Below are 20,094 nucleotides of genomic sequence, written 5' to 3' on the forward strand. Positions count from 1 at the left end.
GAAAGGAAACCCGCACGATGCGACCGACACCTCTTTTTCTTGCGCTTTTCCTCGGCGTGAATCCCGTTTCTGCCGCCGAAGCCGCGCTCGCGCCACAGGATGAGGCGGCGGTCGCGCTGACCGTCGCGGTGGCAAAACCCATGGAGCGCCAATGGCCCGAAACGGTGCCAGCAAGTGGTTGGCTGAAGCCCTGGCACGAGGCGGTCGTCGCCGCGGAGACCGGCGGTCTGCGCGTGACCGATGTGCTTGTCGATGTCGGCGCGGTGGTCTCCAAGGGACAGCCCCTCGTCAGGCTCGCCGACGAGGCCGTGCGGGCGGAACTGCGCAAGGAAGAGGCCGCACTCGCGAGCGCCAGGGCGGATCTTGCCAAGGCAAAAGCCAATGCCGACCGGGCGCGCAAGATGCAGGCAAGCGGCGCGCTGTCGGATGAGAAGATCACCGAATATCTGATTGCCGAACAAACGGCGACGGCAGGCGTCGAGGTGGCGCAAGCCCTGTTGGACAGCCAGACGATCAAGCTTGCCCAGACGATCATCGTGGCGCCCGACGACGGATTGATCACGTCGCGTTCCGCCCAGCTCGGCGCCGTCGTTTCCTCCGGCACGGAGCTGTTCCGCCTCATCCGCCAGCAGCGCGTCGAATGGCAGGCGGAAGTCTCCGCCCGCTATCTGCCGCGCATCAAGGTGGGCCTGACCGCCACGATCATCGGTCCCGATGGCCGACGCGTGAAGGGAACCGTCCGGCTCGTCGGGCCGACCGTCAGCACGGATACGGGACGTGCGCTCGCCTATGTGACGCTGCCTTCCGAGGCCCGCCCGCCCATCGGCCTCTACGCCACCGGCCAGATCGAGCTCGATAGCACGCCGGCCCTCACCGTACCGGAATCGGCGCTCGTGCTGCGGGATGGCATCAGCTACCTCTTCACCGTGGATGCCGACCGGCGCACGTCCCGTATCCGCGTGGAGACCGGGCGCCGAAAGAACAGCGAGGTGGAAATTCTCTCCGGCGCCGATCGCTCGGCCAATGTCGTGACGGCGGGCGGCGCGTTTCTTTCGGACCGAACGCTTGTCCGGGTGGAGGAAACCATTCGATGAACGTCTCGGCCTGGTCGATCCGCAATCCCGTTCCCGCCATACTCCTGTTCATCCTGCTGACCGCGGGCGGCCTTCTCGCCTTCGACCGGCTGGCGGTCCAGAACTTTCCCGATATGGTACTGCCGACGATCAAGATCAACGCCACGCTCGAAGGCGCGGCACCCGCCCAGCTGGAAACGGAAGTCGCACGCAAGATCGAAGACAAGCTCGCCGCGCTGAGCCTGCTCGACCACATCACGACGACGATCACCGACGGCGCCGTCTCCATCACCGTCTCCTTCCAGCTGGAGAAGGACAGCGAGGCGGCGCTGAACGAGGTGCGCAACGCCGTCGACAGCGCAAGCGGCGACCTGCCCTCCCAGATGCAGACGCCTGGCGTGACGAAGGTGACCGTGCAGGGCTCGCCTCTCCTCACCTATGCGGTGCGTTCCGCCCAGCTCGACGAGACGGAACTCTCCTGGTTCGTCGAAAATGCCATGACGAAGGCGCTGCTCGCCGTCCCCGGTGTCGGCGAGGTCAGCCGGCTCGGCGGCGTCGATCGCGAAGTGCATGTCGATCTGGACGCCGGCATCATGGCCTCGCTCGATCTGAGCGCGGCGACCGTTTCCAATCGTCTGAAGTCGATGCAGTCGGACACCTCGGGCGGGCGGGCGCAGATCGGCGGGGCCAAGCAGGCGATCCGCACGCTCGGCGCCGCGTCCTCGATCGAGGCGCTGAAGGCTTTGCCCATCCCGCTTCCGAGCGGCCATCTGGTGCGGCTCGACGAGATCGGCAGCGTGACGGACAGCTTTGCCGACCGGTCTTCGATCGCCTATCTCGACGGCGAAGCCGTGATCGCCGTCCAGGTCAAGCGCTCGAACGGGTTTTCGGACACGGGCGTCGCAGCCGCCATCGAAAGGGCGATGAAGGCTTTTTCCACCGCCAATCCCGATGTCGAGATCGTCGAGGCCTACAGCACGATCGGGCCGATCGTCGAAAACTACGAAGGCTCCATGAACATGCTTTATGAGGGCGCGATCCTGGCGGTCGTCGTGGTCTGGCTCTTCCTGCGGGACTGGCGGGCGACCTTCCTCTCGGCGGTCGCGCTGCCGCTCTCCGTCATCCCGACCTTCCTAGTCATGTATTTTGCGGATTTCAGCCTGAACACTGTGACGCTGCTGGCGCTCTCGCTGGTGGTCGGCATCCTCGTCGACGACGCGATCGTCGAGATCGAGAACATCGCCCGCCATCTGCAAATGGGCAAAACGCCAAAAGAGGCGGCCCTCGAAGCGGCGGACGAGATCGGCCTCGCCGTCATCGCCACGACCTTCACGCTCGTCGCGGTCTTCCTGCCCACCGCCTTCATGAGCGGCATTCCGGGCCTCATCTTCCGCCAGTTCGGCGTGGCGGCCGCCGTTGCGGTTCTCGCCTCGTTGCTCGTCGCACGCCTGCTGACCCCGATGATGGCCGCCTACATGATGAAGGCGCATCCCGTCCCTGTAAAAGATGGCTGGATCATGCGCACCTATATGGCGCTCGTGAAGACCTGCCTCGGCCATCGCAAGCTGACGATCCTCGGTGTCTGCATCTTTCTCGCCCTGTCGCTCTCGACGATCACCTTGCTGAGCACCAGTTTCCTGCCCGCGTCGGACGATGCGCAGACGCAGGTCACCCTGACGCTGCAACCCGGCAGCACAATCGAGCAGACGGACAGGGCCACGCGGCGGGCGGCGGAGATCGTGTCCGGCCTGCCCGGCGTCACCCGCGTGTTCTCCGCCGTCGGGAGCGTTTCATCGGGCGACCTGCTCGACGCCTCCACGACCGTCGATACGGCAACGGCCTCGCTCGTCGTCGACCTCAAGAAAATCGGCGAACGGGACCGCACGCAGAGCGAAATCGAAAACGACATCCGCCAGGCCCTCGCCGTTCTTCCGGGCATCAGGGTCGAGGTCGGCACGGGCGGCAATGGTACGACGCTTCAAATCACGCTTGCCAGCGACGATCCCGATGCTCTCGACCGGACCGCCGGCGCGCTAGAAGACCAGTTGCGCACGCTCCGGGGCATCGGAGCGGTCACCTCCAGCGCCTCCCTGCAGGCTCCCGAAATCCAGATCATCCCGGATCTCGACCGCGCTGCGGCCCTCGGCGTCACAGCGGAGGCGATCTCCGAGGCGGTCCGCGTTACGACGAATGGCGACTACGCTGCCGCACTCGCCAAGCTCAACCTGCCGCAACGACAACTCGCCATCCGCGTCCGGTTCGACCCCGGCAATCGAACGACGCTCGACGACATCGCAAACATCCGCGTTGCCGGTAGCCGCGGCAGCGTCGATCTCGGCTCCGTCGCCGATATCCGCATCGGCGGCAGCCCGTCGGAGATCAGCCGCATCGACCGCTCGCGAAACGTGACGCTGTCTCTGGAACTGAACGGGCGCATCCTGGGCGACGTCTATCGCGAGGCGCAGGCGCTGCCGGCACTTCGTGACCTTCCTGATGGGGTAAAACTCGTCGAACAGGGCGAGCTGGAGCGCAGTTCGGAGCTTTTCGGCAGTTTCGCCATCGCCATGGCGATCGGCGTCTTCTGCATCTATGCCGTCCTGGTCCTGCTCTTCCACGATTTCCTTCAGCCGCTGACAATCCTCATGGCGCTTCCGCTGTCGCTCGGCGGAGCCCTGCTGCCGCTGGTCGTCACCGGAACCGGCTTCTCCATGCCGGTGGTGATCGGCCTGCTGATGCTGATGGGCGTGGTGACAAAAAACTCGATCCTGCTGGTCGAATACGCGATAGTCTCGCGCCGCGCCGGCCTGTCACGGTTCGACGCCCTCGTCGACGCCTGCCACAAGCGCGCCCGCCCGATCGTCATGACGACGATCGCGATGGCCGGCGGCATGCTGCCCGTGGCGCTCAGCCTCAGCGGAGGTGACGGAAGCTTCCGACAGCCGATGGCAATCGTCGTCATCGGCGGCCTGATGACCTCCACCCTGCTCAGCCTCGTCGTCATCCCGGTCATCTTCACCTTCGTCGACGATGTCCTTGAGATGCTCAAGCGGCTCATCGGGGTTACGAAAACGGCGCCGTTCGACGATCCTCGCCGAGCGTGATCATTTCGGCGACCGCGCCCTGCATGCTGGAGAAGAAGACGGTGAGGTGATCGAGCCTGCAAGCAGGGCTTGCCGTCAAGGGTGCGGCCTCACGAAGCGTTGCTCCATGACCTGCCTGCCCCATTGAGCACCAGACTGCTCTTGCCTGCATGTGAAACCAAAATCCTCGTACAGGTGGCGGGCGGCCAGAAGACCGCTGAACGTCCAGAGATGTGTTTCCGCGAAACCCTGCGCGTCCACGAAGCCGAGCGCGGCGGAAAGCAGCTTGCGGCCCACACCGCCGCCACGCACACCCTCATCGACGATAAACCAACGCAGGTGCGCTTTGTCTTCGCCAAGGTCCTCACCGTCGATCGCAACCGAGCCGATGATCTCGCCACCGCGCATCGCGGTCCAGATCGCGTTGCGAGGGTTGTCCAAACGGTTGCAGAATTCGGCCAGGCCGCCGGCAACGACGCTCTCGAACTTTTGGCCGAAGCCGGATGTCCTTGCATAATAGAGCGCATGCATTTGCGTGATGCGGGCGATGAGCCCGATCTGGTATCCCCTGACGATCTCGATGGCAGGAGCCGCAATCCCTTCGCCAGCCGCGGCCCCAAGTGCCGCCGTGTAGAGCCGCAGACCATCCAGTACCGTGCGCTCCTGCCCCCTCTCCAAGTGGCCGAGGGCATTGGCAACCTGCGCACCCGCATAGGCATGGATCGCCTGCACGCGCTGTTTGCCGGCGGGTGTCAGCGATAGCCTCTTGACGCGGCCGTCCTCTTCCCCCGCGTCCTCGCTGACATCGCCAGCTTCCACCAGCTTGCGCAGCATCCGACTGACGCTCGACTTTTCGAGACGGAGGCGAGCCCCAAGCTCGCGCGCGGTCATGCCGCCCTGTTCGATCTCGATCAACGCATGGACGGCCGAAGGGGACAGATCCGTCCCAGCAAAATCGCCGCCCATAAACCCCCATTCTCGCACCATCGAACGCGAGGCGGCGCGGATCTCTTCAACCAGGCGTGGGGAGGTGATCATTCAGGACTCTCAATTAATATGGTTGCATGATACAACTATATTAATTGAGAAAGCAAGGATGCAGAACTTCGAAGTTTGCCTACGGAGACAGCCGCTAGACACATCGGAGGCGACGGCGCGCAATCCTCACGGAAGCGCCGATCTCGCCGCTTCTTTGCCGACTTCCCTGGCCGACTGCTGGTGCGCGGTGATGAAGGCCTTCGCGTGACGTGCTAGGTCCTCGCCATCGGCCCAAAGGTTGCGCCAGATGCCGAGGATGCCGCAGAGGGGCTGGCCGACGACAGTGGAGGAGAAGGATTCGAAGACGATGGGGCCGGCATAGTCGATCCGGGCGAGCCCGTTGAAGATCGCTACGAAATCCACCGAGCCGGCGCCGAGATAGCCGCGGTTGGATTCGCCGATGTGGAAGTAGCCGAGGTGCTCGCCGGCATCGACGATCGCCATCTCCACATCGGCTTCTTCGATGTTCATGTGGTAGGAATCGAGATGGACCTTGACGTTGGGCAGGCCGATCCTCTTGCACAGCTCGACGCCTTGACCGGCCGTGTTGAGCACGTTCGTCTCGTAGCGGTTGACCACTTCAAGGCCGAGCGTGATGCTGTGCTGGCCGGCCTCTTCGCCAATACGCGACAGGACGTCGACGGCGCCGGCAATGCCTGCGGCAGTCGGCGGTTCGCTGTATTTCTGGAAGGCGGAATAGAGGATGCCGCAGACATGCGACGAGCCAAGTTCGGCGGCAGCGGCGATGACCTCGCGCAGCCGCGTCTCGCCGGCCCGCACGCGGTCCGGATCGCCGCTCGATATATCGCTTGCGGCATCGAGGCCGAGTGACAGGTTGGCGCGGATGCCCGCCTTCTGCAACTCCTTTGCGGTGAAGGCGATGTCCATGGCTTTCGGGTCGGGCGCAGAGATTTCGATGATGTCGAAGCCGAGTTCGGCGGTCTTGTTCACCGCGAGAATGCACTCCTCGCGGCTCCAGTCGCGCACCCAGACATTGGCGTGCAGCCCAAGCTTGTTCATGATGTCCTCCTCGTCAGACGCGTGTCATGCTGCGGCGGCGCCATTGGTCGAAGATGACGACGACCACTATGACGACCCCTTGCGCGATGCGCTGCCAGAACGGGCTGACATCGAGCAGGTTGAGGCCGTTGCCGAGCACGCCGATGATGGTGGCGCCGATGATCGAGCCCCACACGCCGCCCTCGCCGCCGAAGAGATTGGTGCCGCCGATGACGACGGAGGCGATGGAGCGCAGTTCCTCGCCTTCCGCCATCAGCGCATTGCCGGAGTTGAGCCGCCCGACGAGGATGATGCCGGCGATCGCGGCCAAGAGGCCGGAAATGGCATAGGTCATGATCTTGGTGCGGGTGATGCTGATGCCGGAGGAATGGGCGGCTGCGCGGTTGCCGCCGACGGCATAGATGGCGCGGCCGAGCGCCGTGTAGCGCAGCACATACCAGCCGGCGACCGCGCACAGGAGCGCGATCAGCGCGCTCACCGGCACGCCGAAGAGCTGGCCGCCGCCGACCCAGGTCAGCGTTTCCGGCAGTTGCCGGGTGGCATTGAACGAGGGCACCGGCATGCCATCCGTCACCAGCAGCGCGGCGCCGCGGAACGCGGTCATCGTGCCGAGCGTCGCGATGAAATCCGGGATCTTGAACGTGGAAATCAGCCAGCCATTGAGCGCGCCCGCGACGACGCCGACGGCAAGACCAATCAGGATTGCCACCGGCGGCGGCACGAAGCCGAGATCGACGCCGAACAGCACCAGCGACTGCGTGAGCAGGACCGCCGTAATCGACCCCGCCAGCGCCGCGATGGCCGCGACGGACAAATCGATGCCGCCGGTCAGGATGACGAAGGTCTGCCCCACTGCCAGGATGGCGACGAAGGCGGACTGGCGCGCCACGTTGGAGAGGTTGTCGAAGGTCAGGAAGTTGGACGTCGCGAAGGCGAGATAGGCCATCAGCAACACGAGCGCGATCAGCGGACCGGCCTGGAAGACGACCCCTTTGATCTTCGCCCCGCGGCCACCCACGGCCGCTGCCGGCGTGTCCGAATTCTTTTCCGCACTCATGCTGTCTCCCACTTCCTAGCTTGCATAGCGCAGCATGTTCTGCTGCGTAATCTCGTCCCGCGGCAACTCCGCCGAAAGCCGCCCGCCCCGCATGACCAGCACGCGATCCGCCATGCCGATCAACTCGTTGAGTTCCGAGGAGATCATCAGGATCGATGCGCCTTCCGACACCAGCCGGCTCATCACCGCAAAGACTTCCGCCTTGGCGCCGACATCGATGCCACGCGTCGGCTCGTCGAAAATCAGGATCCGCGCACCGCTCGACATCCAGCGCGCCAGGATGACCTTCTGCTGGTTGCCGCCGCTGAAGAAGAAGAGCTTGTGCGTGGTGGAGGCCGGCCGGATGCGCAGGTCCGAAATATAGCGATTGCCCTCCTCGCGCTCGCGCACCAGATCGAGCCGCGACAGCAGCGACTTGCCGGCCAGCCAGGAGAGGCTGAGATTGGGGCCGACCGGCTGCATGGGCACGAGGCTTTGGCGGCGATCGCGCGAGATCAGGCCAAGGCCCGCCGCGATCGCATCGGAGGAATGGCGGAAATCGGCGCGCTTGCCCTCGACCTCGATCGACCCGGCCTTGACCGTCTGCAAGCCAAACAAGGCGCCGGCGATTTCCGCCTGTCCCGCGCCCATCAGGCCATAAATGCCGAGGATCTCGCCGCGGCGAAGCGAGAAGGACAGGTCCTTCAGCGTGCCGCCGGAGGCGAGGTTTTCGACGGCGAGCACCGGCGCGCCGAGGGTCACCGTCTCCTTGGGAAACTGTTCTTCCAGCCTGCGGCCGACCATCAGGCCGATCACCGTCTCCTCGTCCGCCTGTTCAGCTGGCAGCGTGTCGACGACGATGCCATCGCGCAGGATCGTCACACGGTCGGCGATCATCGGGATTTCCGACAGGTGGTGCGAAATATAGATGATGCCGTGGCCGCGCTGCTTGAGGCGGCGGATGACATCGAATAGCCGGCTGCGCTCGCTGTCCGACAGCGCGGAAGTGGGCTCGTCGAGCAGCAGGATGCGGGGGCCGCGCGCCAGCACGCGGGTGATCTCGATCAGTTGCTGCTCAGCCACTTCGAGCGTACGCACTTCGGCCGTCGGATCGATCGCGACGCCGAGCGCTTCCAGCGCGTGCCGCGCAGCCTTATGGGCCTTGCCCCAGTTGATCTTGCCAAAGGCATTACGTGGCAAGCCGCCGAGAAAGATGTTTTCCGTGACGCTCAGCGCCGGAATGAGGCTTAGTTCCTGATGCACCAGGCCGATGCCGAGTTCCGTGGCGAGCGTCGGCGTGAGGGCCGAAACCCGTTTGCCGCCGATCTCGATGTCTCCGGCAGTCGGGGCATGTTCGCCGGCGAGGATCTTCATCAGCGTCGACTTGCCGGCACCATTCTCGCCGAGAAGCACCTGCACTTCGCCCGCGCGCACGTCGAGCGAGATCGACTTCAAGGCCACGACGCCGGGAAAACGCTTCTCGATATTTTCGAGTTTCAGAAGGATTTCGTGCTGGTCCATGCGCCTCGACTACCATTCAACCGGCACCGAGCGTGCCGCTTCATCTCCGCATACCGCGCCCGCCTTGCAGGCGAACGGCGGCGCGGGGCACCTCTTCAAGAGAAGATGCGCCCCGCGTCCTGGGAGAAACCTTAGTTGGCTTTCTTGCAATTCGTCCGGATGGTCTTCCAGTCGATCGCTTCGAGCTTCGGCTCCGGGTAGAAGTTGCGCGCATTCGCCTCGTAGACGGTCCGCGGGCGGATATCGAAGGTCTTCGGCACTTCGAGGCCGCAGGCGAGCTCGACGGCGAACTTGGTGCCGAACCAGCCCCAATCGGCAAAGCCATGGGTCGTTTCGGCAATCATCTTGCCTTCCGCAATGCGGTCGACCGATTCCGGCGTCACGTCATTGGTGAAGACCGCCACCTTCTTGTCGCCGATGTTCGCGCCGTCCTGCACGGTTTCGAGACGACCGCTGGAGCCGGCGACGAGCATGGCGCCGAGGCCCATTTCGTTCGATGCCGCCCAGATGAAGTCGAGGTTTTCCGGGTTGGCCTGAAGGATATCCTCGGCGCAACGCGTGCCCTTTTCGCGGTTCCAGTCACCAGCGCAGGTGCCGCCGACGATCTCGATGCCCGGGAACTGTTCGAGCACCTTGCGGAAGCCGTTGAGGCGGGCCGTCGAGAAGAAGCCGCCGGCAACGCCCTCGATGATGGCGCCGCGCGCCTTGATCTTGGCCTTGTCCTCATCCGAAAGTTTTGCGGCGAGATCCTGCCAGAATTTCAGGTCGAGATAGGCGCCGGGCTCGACAGTGACCTTGTCACCCGTGCCTAACACGCCCGGACCGCCGAAATAATCGACGACCGAATAGGCGCTGACTTCCGCGCCCTGCGTGTTGTCGAAGCCGATATAGGACGAGACGTTCACGCCGTCGATCGGCTCGAGCAGGTTGACGATGATGACCGGGATGCCGGCTTCGGTGGCGCGCACGAGCGCCGGCTTGACGGTGGCGACCTCAGCCGGCGAAACGGCGATCAGGTCGACCTTGCGCTGGATCATGTCCTCGATGATGCTGACCTGCTCGGCGAAGGCCGTGGGGCTGGTCGGCGACTTGGTCAGGACCGTGACGTTGAAGCCATTCTTGTTGGCGTCAGCGGCGGCCAATTCGAAGAAGTTCGTCGCGGTCTTGAAGACGCCGGTAATGTCCGGCGGCACCCAGCCGATCGTGATGTCGATATTGTCGCCTTCCTGTGCCATGGCCGGCGCGGCACTGAATGCCGGCCAGAGTGCAACAGTCGCGGCCGCAGCAAACAATGATGCTTTTGCGAGCGTCTTGAACATAGCTCCCTCCCTGTCGAAAAAATCTCCTCCAACGCGCGCGATGGGCGCCGATCGGCGCTCCCACCCCTCACGTTAATCGGATGCTAGACAAAGCGATAAGGTAATTCAACTACATTTTTTGCTATTATGATCACAATCACTTGCGTGAGTTTCGGCGATTTTGATGCAAAACCGGCGTCGCGACGGATCGGATTCAACCAATCGGCCACGCTATAATGTAGTTAAGCTACTTAATTCTCTTCGGGTGCGAGGCGCACCAAATTCTTGCGCGCTGGCTCTGTCCAGCTACGGGCCGCGCAGGCTAAACGCCTAATTTGTCATGTTGTACGTATAGCATGTCAGGATAATGATTCAAGGCCGAAAGCTTTGGCAAATCTTCTACCCGCGCCGCGAAATCGCAGCGCGGGCAGCGCGATGGCTCCTGGCTGTGGCCTTACCAGCAGGTGTAACCGGCATCCGCGGTGACGATCGAACCCGTCATCAGGCTGGAGGCATCGGAGGCGAGGAACAGCACGATCGCGGCGATCTCGTCCGGCTGGCCGAGCCGGTGCATCGGCGTCATGTCCAGCCATTGCTCGTACATCGGCTTGTCCTCCTTGGCGAAGGTCAGGAGCGGCGTGTCGATATAGGTCGGCGCCACGGAATTCACCCGCACGCCGCGCGTCGCCCATTCGGCGGCAAACGAGCGGGTCATGTGGTGCACGCCGGCCTTTGCCGCATTGTAATGGACCTGCTGCTGCGGCCGGTTGACGATGGTGCCGGACATCGAACCGATCGTGACGATCGATCCCTTGCCCTTCGCCAACATGTGTTTTCCGAAGGCCCGGCACGAGCGGAAGGCGCCGTTGAGGTTGATGTTGATCATCCGCTCCCAATCGGCATCCGACAGGTCCTCCCCTGGCACGCCTGCCTGGGCGATCCCGGCATTGGCGACGAGGATATCCGCCGCCCGGCCGGCACTTGCCAGCCGGTCCGCCACCGCATTGACCGACGCGCTGTCGCCGATATCGATCACGTCCGCCTCGACGGAATAGCCCTTGGCGGCCAGCGCCGCGCGGCCGGCTTCGCTGCGCTCGACGCTGATATCGGTGAGCACGACATGCGCACCCGCCTCACAGAGCGCCTCGGCGCAGGCGAGCCCGATCCCCTGCCCGGCGCCGGTGACCACCGCCACGCGGCCGGACAGATCGAATTTCTGAAGATACATCCCGTTCCTTTCTGGCCGCAGGTCGCGGCCCGTGCCTCGCGGCCATCCTCACCCGTGCTGGATGTAGACGGCCTGCGTCTCCATATATTCGTAAAAGCCGTGTTTGCCGTCCGCCCCGCCGATGCCGGACTTTTTGCGGCCGGCATGAAAACCCTGATAGGCCTCGCCGTTCTCGCGGTTGATATAGGTCTCGCCGAATTGCAGGCGCCGCGTGACCTGCATCGCCTTGTTGAGATCCTGCGTGTAGAGCGAGGATGTCAGGCCATATTCGGTGTCGTTGGCATGATAGACCGCCTCGTCGGCATCGTTGACGACGGCGATCGGCGCGACGGGGCCGAAGATTTCTTTGCGCATGATTTCCATGTCCGGCGTGCAGCCCGTCAGCACCGTCGGCTCGTAATGGAGGCCCCGGTTACGATCGGCACGCTGCCCGCCAAGCGCCACGGTAGCGCCCGCCTGCCGTGCCCGATCGACCATGGCTTCCACCTTGCCAAGCTGTACCGCATTGACCAGCGGCCCCATGTCGACATCGCGCTCGGTGAGCGGGTCGCCATAGCTGACGGTGGCCATGCGCTTGATGAAGCGCTCGGTGAAATCGTCCGCCACCTGGCGCTCGACGAAGATGCGTTCGGCGCAGTTGCAGACCTGCCCAGTGTTGATGATGCGCGATGCCGTGATTGCCTCCACCGCGAGGTCGAGATCGGCATCCTTCAGCACGATGGCCGGCGCCTTGCCGCCGAGTTCCAGATTGACCCGCGTCAGGTTCTTAGCCGCCGCCTCCATGATGGCGACGCCCGTCGGCACGCTGCCGGTGAAGCTGACGAGATCGATGCCCGTATGGCCGGAAAGGGCGGCACCCGTCGTGCGGCCGCGGCCCGAAACCATGTTGAAGACGCCTTTCGGCAGCCCCACCTCATCCGCGATTTCCGCAAAGAGGAAGGCGTTGAGCGGCGTCTCCTCGCTGGGCTTCACCACGATCGTATTGCCCGCTACCAGCGCCGGCGCGAGCTTGCGGCCGATCAGGTAGAACGGAAAGTTCCAGGGCAGGATGCCGGCGACGACGCCGATCGGCACGCGGTTCAGATAGATCGTCTCGCCCTTGCGATCGCTGGCGATGATCTCGCCCTCGATGCGGCGCGCCCACTCGGCCATGTAGTCCATCAACCCGGCCATGCCGAGCACTTCGCCACGCGCAAGACCAAGCGTCTTGCCCTGTTCGCGGGAAATCGTCTCGGCCAGCACATCAACCTTATCGCGAATCTTGCCGGCGATTGCCTTGACGAAACCAGCTCGTTCGATCGGCGGAAGGTCGGCCCAGGCGGGCTGTGCCTTGCGCGCCGCATCCACGGCGGCATCGACTGTCTCGGCAGACGCATCGGGGATTTCCGCGATCTGCTCCTCGGTTGCCGGATTGTAGACGGCGATGCGGTCGGAAGCGCTGTCCTCGACAAACCGGCCGTCGATGTAATGGGTGTTCCTGGGCATGTCTTTCCTCCCGTATTGCTGTGTTGTCATCAGGCATCCGGCGCGACGCGGGCGACGATCTTGCCCGTCACCGCGCGAGCGCGCAGGCGCTGCAAGGCGTCCGGAATGTCTTCGAGCGTGACGATCTCCTCCACCATCGGATCGAGCTTGCCTCCCGCCAGACGCGCCATCAGGTCATCGCCCATGCGGGCGAAATCCCGCTGCGTCGGCACATGGCCTGCATTGTAGGCGCCACCGAGCCCGATCTCGTGGATGGAGGCGGCATAGGTGTAGGACGGCACGTCGGTCATGACGGGCAGCGGATCGACCGAGACGAGATGCCCGTTATAATGCACGAAAGCGAGCGACTTGCGGGCGTCGCCGGGGTTGGCCACTTCCACCATGACGTCCACGCCATAACCACCTTCCGTCTCGGCCTTCACCTTCTGCAGCAGGTCCGGATCGCGATAGTCTAAGACGATATCGGCACCGAAAGCGCGCACGGCATCGAAGTGCTCGGCCCGCGTCAGCGCAATGACCTTCGTGCCCGCCTGATGGGCAAGCTGTGTTGCGAAACCACCGACGCCGCCATTGGCGCCCTGGATGAGAACGGTCTGTCCCGCCTCGATCCGCGCTTTGCGGAACAGCGCCTGATAGGCGGTGTAGCCGGCGCAGGGAACGGCTGCCGCATCCGTGAAGCTGATGCCCTCGGGCAGGCGCGATGTCGCGTGGGCCGGTGCCAGGCAATATTCGGCAAAGACGCCGGACTTCCAGAGGTTGTTGTGCACCACCACCCGTTCGCCGACTTTCCAGCCTTCAACGCCGGGACCGACCGCGTCAATGATGCCGGCGGCATCGAGCCCCAGCACATGCGGATAGATCCATTCCGGCTTGTGATCGAGCGCCAGCTTCCAGTCGACCGGGTTGATCGAGACGGCGATGACCTTGATGCGCAACTGGCCAGGACCGGGCTCAGGGATCGGCAGGTCGGCCAGGGCCACATCGTCAAGCCGGGCCTTTGCATCGGAAACAACAATCGCCTTCATAGGGTGCCTCATGTGATCAGGTAGCCGCCGTCGATGACCAGCACGCTGCCGGTAACGAAGCTCGCAAGCGGCGAGGAGAGATAAAGGACGCCGCCGGCAAGTTCGGCCGGTTCGCCCCAGCGATTGAGCGGCGTGCGCGCGACGATGGCCGCGTTGCGCTCCGCGTTTTCGCGCAGGCCCTTGGTCAGCGGCGTGGCGATCCAGCCGGGCGCGATCGCATTCACGCGAATGCCATCAGCCGCATAGGCGATTGCCAGCGACTTGGTGAGCTGCGCAATGCCGCCCTTGGAGGCCGAATAACCGGGCACCAGCCCGCCGCCGAAGAAGGACAGCATGGAAGCGGTATTGACGATCGTGCCGCCGGTGGCCGCAAGGCGCGGGCGGGCGGCGGCGCAGACGCGCATGGAGCCGTTGAGATTGATGTCGACGACCTCGGCGAAGACGTCCGGTTCCAGTTCGTCATTGCGCCGGATGACCCCGGCGCAGTTCACCACATGATCGAGCCGCGGCAGGCCCGCAACGAGGGCATCGACGGCCGATTTGTCGCGCACGTCGAGCGTGGCGAAGAGCACGCCCTTCATCTCGGGCCGGTCTCCGGCGGCGGCGATCTCGGCGTCGGTGACGCCCGTCGCCACCACATCCGCGCCGAGCGCGACGAAGGCCTGGCAGATCGCAGCACCGATGCCGGAGGTCCCGCCGCTCACCAGCACCTGACGGCCCTCGAAAAGGCCGGGGCGCAGGTAGGCGGCGGGGTTGCCGATCGCGCCGGTCCGCCCGTCAGCGGATGAACTGGTCGACATAATCCGCTCCCAGCCCAACTGCCTCGTAATGCGCACGACACATGTCGATCTTGGTGAAGACGTCCTCGAAGCCGAGCGGTTCGCCATAAGCATCGACGTAATACATAATGCCGTTGACCTGGAAGAAGGTGATCATCTCCTCGACATCGTCGGGGACGACCAGCGTGTGCGTCTCGCCCGGCGGTTCGAAGACGTAACCGCCCTCTTCAGCGACCCAGTCATGTTCCAGATAATGCCAGCGGCCCTTCAGCACGAAGCCGTGCACCGCCTGGGGATGCCGGTGGCGGCTGAGCACGCCGGACTTGCGCACCTTCAACAGGTTCATCCAGTAGCCGGCGGAGCGGTTGAGGCAGAGCGGGCGGAACCAGACATTCGTGCCCTGCGGCACCCAGACCCGGTCGTCGAGGGGAATGGCGTCCGGGATGACGATATCCGGCAGCGACTCCTTAGGCATGGGAAATTGGTAGGGCATGCGCGGGTTGGGATCGGTCTTCATGGGAGGCATCGGCGTCTTCCTCAGGCTGTCTGGAGGGTGCTGGCCTCGCGCCGTGGCGCGATGCCCGCAGGCTGGCGGCGCTTTGCGCCGGTGATGAATTCCACCGCCTTGTCGGCGACGACCAGCACGGCGGCATTGGTGTTGCCGGAGATGATGGTGGGGATGGCGGAGGCATCGATGACCCGAAGCCCCTCGACGCCGCGCACCCGCATGTCGGCGCCAAGCACGCCACCGGCGTCGCCTTCGCGCGCCATGCGGCAGGTGCCGACCGGGTGATAGACGGTCTTGACGAAGCGCTTCGCGTGTTCGGCGAGCTCCGCATCAGACACCTTGTCCGGGCCGGGGAAGATTTCCCGTGCGATCATCGACCGCAGCGGCTCCTGTTGCAGGATTTCGCGCGCACGCCGCACGCCGCCGATCGACAGGCGCAAGTCTTCGGGGTCGGCCAGATAGTTCGGATCAACCAGCGGCTGGTCCTTCGGATCGGCGGAGGCAAGCTGCACCGAGCCGCGCGACCGCGGCTTGGCGACGCAGGAATTGAGCGTCAGGCCATGGCTTGCCTGCTGGTCGGTATGGTCCTTGTCGAGATAGACGGTGGGCACGCAGAACTGCTGGATCTTCGGATCGTTGGAGAGATCGTCGGGATCGAAGAAGGCGCCGGCCTCAACGCCGTTGGACGTCACCGGTCCGGTGCGGTTCACAAGATATTCGAGGCCGTTGCGCATCTGCTTCCAGCCGCGATCATGGCCATAATAGCCGTAGGGACCATTGCAGAGCGCCACGACCGGCGTCTCGGTATGGTCCTGAAGATTGGCGCCGACGCCCGGCAGATCGACGAGCGCGTTGATGCCGTGGGTTTTGAGATGATCGGCTGGTCCGATGCCGGAGAGCATCAGCAGCTTCGGCGTCGCGATGGCGCCGGCGGCAAGCAGCACCTCGCCATCGCAGCGGGCTTCCACGACCGTCCGCCCCTCGCCCTGCGAATAGCGCACCCCGACGGCGCGGCCGTTTTCGATGATCAGCGAATGGACGAGGCAAGAGGTTTTTACGTCGAGCCGGCCACTCGCCATGGCAGGCCGCAGGAAGGCATCGACCGCGGAGCAGCGCCGGCCATCGCGGGTCGTCACCTGATAGGCGCCGACGCCACGCTGGCTGCGGCCGTTGAAGTCGCTGTTGTGTGGCAGGCCGATGCCTTGGGCGGCCAGCACGAAGGCGCGGGAGAGTTCGCAGATGTGGTCGAGATCGGAGACTTTCCACGGGCCGCCGACGCCGTGATAATCGTCGTTCAGCCGCGCATTGTCCTCCATGCCCGTGAAATAGGGCAGCAGCGCATCGTAAGACCATTGTTCGTCACCGATCTCGTCGGCCCAGCCGTCGTAGTCGGCAGGCTGGCCGCGCATATAGACCATGGCATTGACCGACGAGCCGCCGCCGAGCACGCGGCCCTGCGGCACGATGGGCCTGCGGCCGCCGAGCCGCGCCTGCGCCACGGACTTGTAGAACCACATATATTTCTCGACGCCGAGCAGCTTGACGAAGCCGGCCGGCATGCGGATCAGCGGGTTTCGGTCATCCGGCCCGGCTTCCAGCACGAGCACGCGCGCACCGTGCTCGCCCGCAAGCTTGCCCGCCGCAAGGCAGCCCGCCGTTCCCCCGCCGACGACGATGTGGTCGTAGCTCATGCGACGATACTCTCCACCTTGCCGGCCTGTGAGCGCGGGAAGAGCAACAGGTGATCGGGATCGATCGACACCGGCACCGCCTCGCCGCGTTTCGGCGTCACCGAGGGATGGGCGACCAGCGTGAAGCGCGCCTCGCCGACATCGACGAAGATCAGGTTCTGGTCCTGCAATTCCTCGGTGATGAAGACCTTGCCATCGAGACGGAGCGGACTGTCGCCGCCGATCGACAGGAAGTGCGGGCGGATCGCAGCAAGCCCGCCATCGCCGATATCCTGTGCCGCCGCATGCAGGCGCTGCGGCAAGGCAAGCTTGCGGCCTTCGAATTCGATCGACCAGCCGCCATCCGCCGCCGCCACGCGGCAATCGAAAAAGTTGATCGGCGGCTCGCCGACGAAGCCGGCGACGAAGGCGTTCTTCGGCCGCGCATAGACCTCGTCCGGCACCGCCATCTGCTGGATCTCGCCGTCGCTCATCACCATGACGCGGTCGGCGAGCGCCAAGGCTTCCTCCTGGTCATGCGTGACATAGATCATCGTATAGTTGAACTTCTGGTGCAGGCTCTTGATGAAGCGGCGCATGCGATAACGCTGGCGCGTGTCGAGATGCGAAATCGGTTCGTCGAGCAGGAACACTTCGGGTTTGCGCACCAGCGCGCGCGCCAGGCCGACACGCTGCGCCTGGCCCGAGGAAAGGCCCTTGGGCTTGAGATGCAACAGCGCCGTCAGCTCCATCTTCTCGGCAATGTCGCGGACCTGGCGATCGATCTCCTTGCTGTCGACATTGGCCGAGCGCAGCGGGAAGGCGATGTTTTCGTAGATCGAAATGGTCGTGTAGAGCGCGTAGGATTCAAAGGACATGGCAACGTTGCGGTCTCGGGCGCGCACGTCGTTGACGCGTTTGCCGTCGAAGTAGATCGAGCCTTCGGTGACCGTCTCCAGACCTGCGATCATGCGCATTGTCGAGGATTTGCCGCAGCCGGAGGGGCCGAGGATGGCGACGAATTCGCCATCGGCGATCTCGAAATCGATGCCGTGCACGGCCTGGACGGCGCCGTAGCGCTTGACGAGTTTTTCGGCTTTTATGGAGGCCATGGGTCAAACTCCTGCGGAAGGCATGGCGTGCGTGACCGCCCGGGCATTCTGGAACAAGTGGACGGCGTCGCGCGGGAAGGCGATGGCGACGGTTTCGCCCACACCGAGCGATGTGCCGGCGGGGACCGAGACGGAGACCTGGTCATTGCCGATGCCGACAAGGGCGATCTTCATGTAGCCGAGGTTTTCGATGACATCGACGCGGCCACGCAGCGCATTGGAGTCGCCCTCCCGGGCAATCCGCACCTCGTTTGAACGGAAGCCGACCTGGATCTTCGAGCCGACCTCCTCGTTGAGGTCGCTGACGGCCTCGGCCGCAAGCGAGGCGACCGGCATGCCATCCGCCGTCACGAAATCGACCCTGCCGTCGTGCCGACGAGGCTGCACCGAAATGAAGCTCATCGGCGGATCGCCGACGAAGGAGGCGACGAAGGCGTTTGCCGGGCGGTGGTAGAGATCCGCCGGCTTGCCGAGCTGCTCCAGCTTGCCGGCGTTCAGCACGGCAACCCGGTCGCCGAGTGCCAGGGCCTCGCGCGAGGATGTGGTGGTGAAGACAACGGTCGCCGACAAGTCCTCGGCAAGCGCTTTAAGTTCGGCGCGGATCTTGTGGCGCAATTTCGCATCGAGATGGCCGACCGGTTCGTCGAGCAGATAAATGTCCGCCGGCCGGATGATCGCGCGGCCGAGTGCCACGCGCTGGCGCTGGCCGCCGGAGAGGAAACCGGGGCGCCGATCGAGCAGGTGGCCGATGCCCAGAATGCCGGAGATCCGCTTGACGCGTTCCTCCACTTCCGCACGGCCGATGCCGCGGGCCTTCAGCGGAAAGGCCAGGTTTTCGCCGACCGAGAGATGCGAATAGAGCGCATAGTTTTCGAAGGCCATCGCCGCATCGCGCTTTTCCGGCGGCACGCGGAGAATGGAGACACCGTTGCGCAGCACGTCGCCGCTGGTCGGCTTGGTGATGCCGGCGAGGATGTTGAGCAGCGTGCTCTTGCCGGCGCCGGCCGGCCCGTAGATCACAAGGAATTCGCGGTCGCGCACCGTAAGATCGATCTTACGAAGGGCGACCTTGGCGAGGCCGTAGCGCTTGTGGACCGATTTCAGTTCGTACATCAGACGTCCTCCTGCATGAGGGCGGCAACTTCCGCCTCCGCCTGTTGGCGCTCGGCGATAAAGCGGTTGCGGGCGCGCACGACGAAGGCCGCCGAGATCACGAAAGCAACGATGTTCATGATGACCACCGACATCGCCTGGCTGGCGAAATACGGCTCGATGAAGCCGAGCCAGACGAAGACGACGCCGACATAGAGAAGGATGACGCGAAAGCCGGTATCCCAGCCTTGACTGAAGCTCATGATCTTATCCTCTCACAGCGCCGAAGGTGAGGCCGCGCACCATGTAGCGTTGCATGGCGAGCACGAAGACCAGCATCGGCAGGACGCTGATGGTGGCGGCGGCCGCAACAGGCCCCCAGAGAATGCCTTGCAGCGTGAAGAAGGATTCGACGCCGACGGTGACGGTGCTCGCGGCCTTGCGGGTCAGGATGTAGGCGAACAGGAACTCGTTCCAGCTGAAGATCAGCGTGAAGACGCCGGTGACCGCGATGCCGGGGGCGGCGAGCGGGCAGACGACCTTGGCCAGAACCTTCAGCCGCGACAGGCCGTCGAGGCGGGCGGAATGTTCGAGTTCACGCGGAATATCCTGGAAGAACGATACCAGCAGCCAGATGGCAAAGGGCAGGTTGAACACCGTATAGGAGATGATCAGCGCGCCCGGCTGGTCGAGCCCGATGCCGAGGAACTTGCCGGCGCCCGTCCTGCCGACTTCGCGGAAGATCAGGAAGTAGGGCAGGATGACGGCGATCGCCGGGAACATCTTGGTCGACAGGATGAAGAACAGGATGTGGCCGTCGCCGACATTGTAGCGCGCGAAGCTGTAGGCGGCGAGCGAGCCGGTAATCACGACGATGATCGTCGAGGCGACGGAGATGAACAGCGTGTTCTTGATGTAGAACAGGAAGTTCTTGTCGTAGATCGCGTGGACGTAATTATCCAGCGTCGGGGTAAACAGGAAGCGCGGCGGCGACACCATGATGGCATCGGCCGGCTTGAACGACGTGATGATCATCCAGGCGATCGGAAACACGATGAAGCCGAGCACGATGACGATCAGGCCGTAGCGGAGCGCTTCCTTGGGGAAGCTTGATTCACGTTGCAGCATG

General features: G+C 64.2%; 17 protein-coding genes. 2 read left to right on the plus strand and 15 right to left on the minus strand.

Annotation, left to right across the window (positions count from 1 at the left end; genetic code table 11):
• Positions 1-17: 17 nt before the first annotated feature.
• Entirely contained in the window at positions 18-1,094 is a 1,077-nt protein-coding gene (locus AC1RWL_RS06070; protein ID WP_493093885.1) for an efflux RND transporter periplasmic adaptor subunit, read from the plus strand.
• A complete protein-coding gene (locus AC1RWL_RS06075; RefSeq protein WP_493093886.1) occupies positions 1,091-4,174 on the plus strand; it encodes an efflux RND transporter permease subunit in 3,084 nt (1,027 codons plus the stop codon). The genes AC1RWL_RS06070 and AC1RWL_RS06075 overlap by 4 nt, the downstream gene beginning before the upstream one ends.
• A gap of 75 nt (positions 4,175-4,249) precedes the next feature.
• Here AC1RWL_RS06075 and AC1RWL_RS06080 read toward each other — a convergent pair whose 3' ends face one another.
• The 15 genes from AC1RWL_RS06080 to AC1RWL_RS06150 form a co-directional block, all read right to left on the minus strand.
• Complete coding sequence (locus AC1RWL_RS06080; protein WP_493093887.1) at positions 4,250-5,191, minus strand: GNAT family N-acetyltransferase; 942 nt, start codon at positions 5,189-5,191, stop codon at positions 4,250-4,252.
• 126 nt (positions 5,192-5,317) lie between these two features.
• Positions 5,318-6,211 (minus strand): sugar phosphate isomerase/epimerase family protein, encoded by an 894-nt coding sequence (locus AC1RWL_RS06085; protein ID WP_493093888.1) that lies wholly within the window; start codon positions 6,209-6,211, stop codon positions 5,318-5,320.
• A gap of 13 nt (positions 6,212-6,224) precedes the next feature.
• A complete protein-coding gene (locus AC1RWL_RS06090; protein WP_435265565.1) occupies positions 6,225-7,268 on the minus strand; it encodes an ABC transporter permease in 1,044 nt (347 codons plus the stop codon).
• A gap of 15 nt (positions 7,269-7,283) precedes the next feature.
• Positions 7,284-8,768 carry a sugar ABC transporter ATP-binding protein gene (locus AC1RWL_RS06095; RefSeq protein ID WP_493093889.1) on the minus strand — a complete coding sequence of 495 codons (1,485 nt, stop codon included), beginning with the start codon at positions 8,766-8,768 and terminating at the stop codon, positions 7,284-7,286.
• A gap of 131 nt (positions 8,769-8,899) precedes the next feature.
• Positions 8,900-10,087 (minus strand): sugar ABC transporter substrate-binding protein, encoded by a 1,188-nt coding sequence (locus tag AC1RWL_RS06100; protein WP_493093890.1) that lies wholly within the window; start codon positions 10,085-10,087, stop codon positions 8,900-8,902.
• A gap of 433 nt (positions 10,088-10,520) precedes the next feature.
• Entirely contained in the window at positions 10,521-11,294 is a 774-nt protein-coding gene (locus tag AC1RWL_RS06105) for an SDR family NAD(P)-dependent oxidoreductase (protein WP_435265568.1), read from the minus strand.
• Between the two features lie 48 nt (positions 11,295-11,342).
• The gene (aldA, locus tag AC1RWL_RS06110) at positions 11,343-12,779 is read right to left on the minus strand and encodes an aldehyde dehydrogenase (protein WP_493093891.1); all 1,437 of its coding nucleotides are present in this window, start codon (positions 12,777-12,779) and stop codon (positions 11,343-11,345) included.
• 29 nt (positions 12,780-12,808) lie between these two features.
• The gene (locus AC1RWL_RS06115) at positions 12,809-13,804 is read right to left on the minus strand and encodes a zinc-binding dehydrogenase (RefSeq protein ID WP_493093892.1); all 996 of its coding nucleotides are present in this window, start codon (positions 13,802-13,804) and stop codon (positions 12,809-12,811) included.
• 8 nt (positions 13,805-13,812) lie between these two features.
• Complete coding sequence (locus tag AC1RWL_RS06120) at positions 13,813-14,604, minus strand: SDR family NAD(P)-dependent oxidoreductase (protein WP_493093893.1); 792 nt, start codon at positions 14,602-14,604, stop codon at positions 13,813-13,815.
• Positions 14,582-15,109: a 2,4'-dihydroxyacetophenone dioxygenase family protein gene (locus AC1RWL_RS06125; RefSeq protein ID WP_256116666.1), complete on the minus strand. Its 528-nt coding sequence runs from the start codon at positions 15,107-15,109 to the stop codon at positions 14,582-14,584. The genes AC1RWL_RS06120 and AC1RWL_RS06125 overlap by 23 nt, the downstream gene beginning before the upstream one ends.
• Before the next feature lie 11 nt (positions 15,110-15,120).
• Entirely contained in the window at positions 15,121-16,782 is a 1,662-nt protein-coding gene (locus AC1RWL_RS06130) for a GMC family oxidoreductase (protein ID WP_493093894.1), read from the minus strand.
• Complete coding sequence (locus tag AC1RWL_RS06135; RefSeq protein WP_493093895.1) at positions 16,779-17,873, minus strand: ABC transporter ATP-binding protein; 1,095 nt, start codon at positions 17,871-17,873, stop codon at positions 16,779-16,781. Before AC1RWL_RS06135 ends, AC1RWL_RS06130 begins: the two co-directional genes overlap by 4 nt.
• Positions 17,874-17,876: 3 nt before the next feature.
• Positions 17,877-18,986: an ABC transporter ATP-binding protein gene (locus AC1RWL_RS06140; RefSeq protein ID WP_493093896.1), complete on the minus strand. Its 1,110-nt coding sequence runs from the start codon at positions 18,984-18,986 to the stop codon at positions 17,877-17,879.
• Positions 18,986-19,228: a hypothetical protein gene (locus AC1RWL_RS06145; protein WP_493093897.1), complete on the minus strand. Its 243-nt coding sequence runs from the start codon at positions 19,226-19,228 to the stop codon at positions 18,986-18,988. Before AC1RWL_RS06145 ends, AC1RWL_RS06140 begins: the two co-directional genes overlap by 1 nt.
• Before the next feature lie 4 nt (positions 19,229-19,232).
• Positions 19,233-20,093: a carbohydrate ABC transporter permease gene (locus tag AC1RWL_RS06150; RefSeq protein ID WP_256116660.1), complete on the minus strand. Its 861-nt coding sequence runs from the start codon at positions 20,091-20,093 to the stop codon at positions 19,233-19,235.
• Position 20,094 lies beyond the last annotated feature (1 nt).

Source organism: Shinella sp. GW821-FHT10F02 (assembly GCF_058809275.1).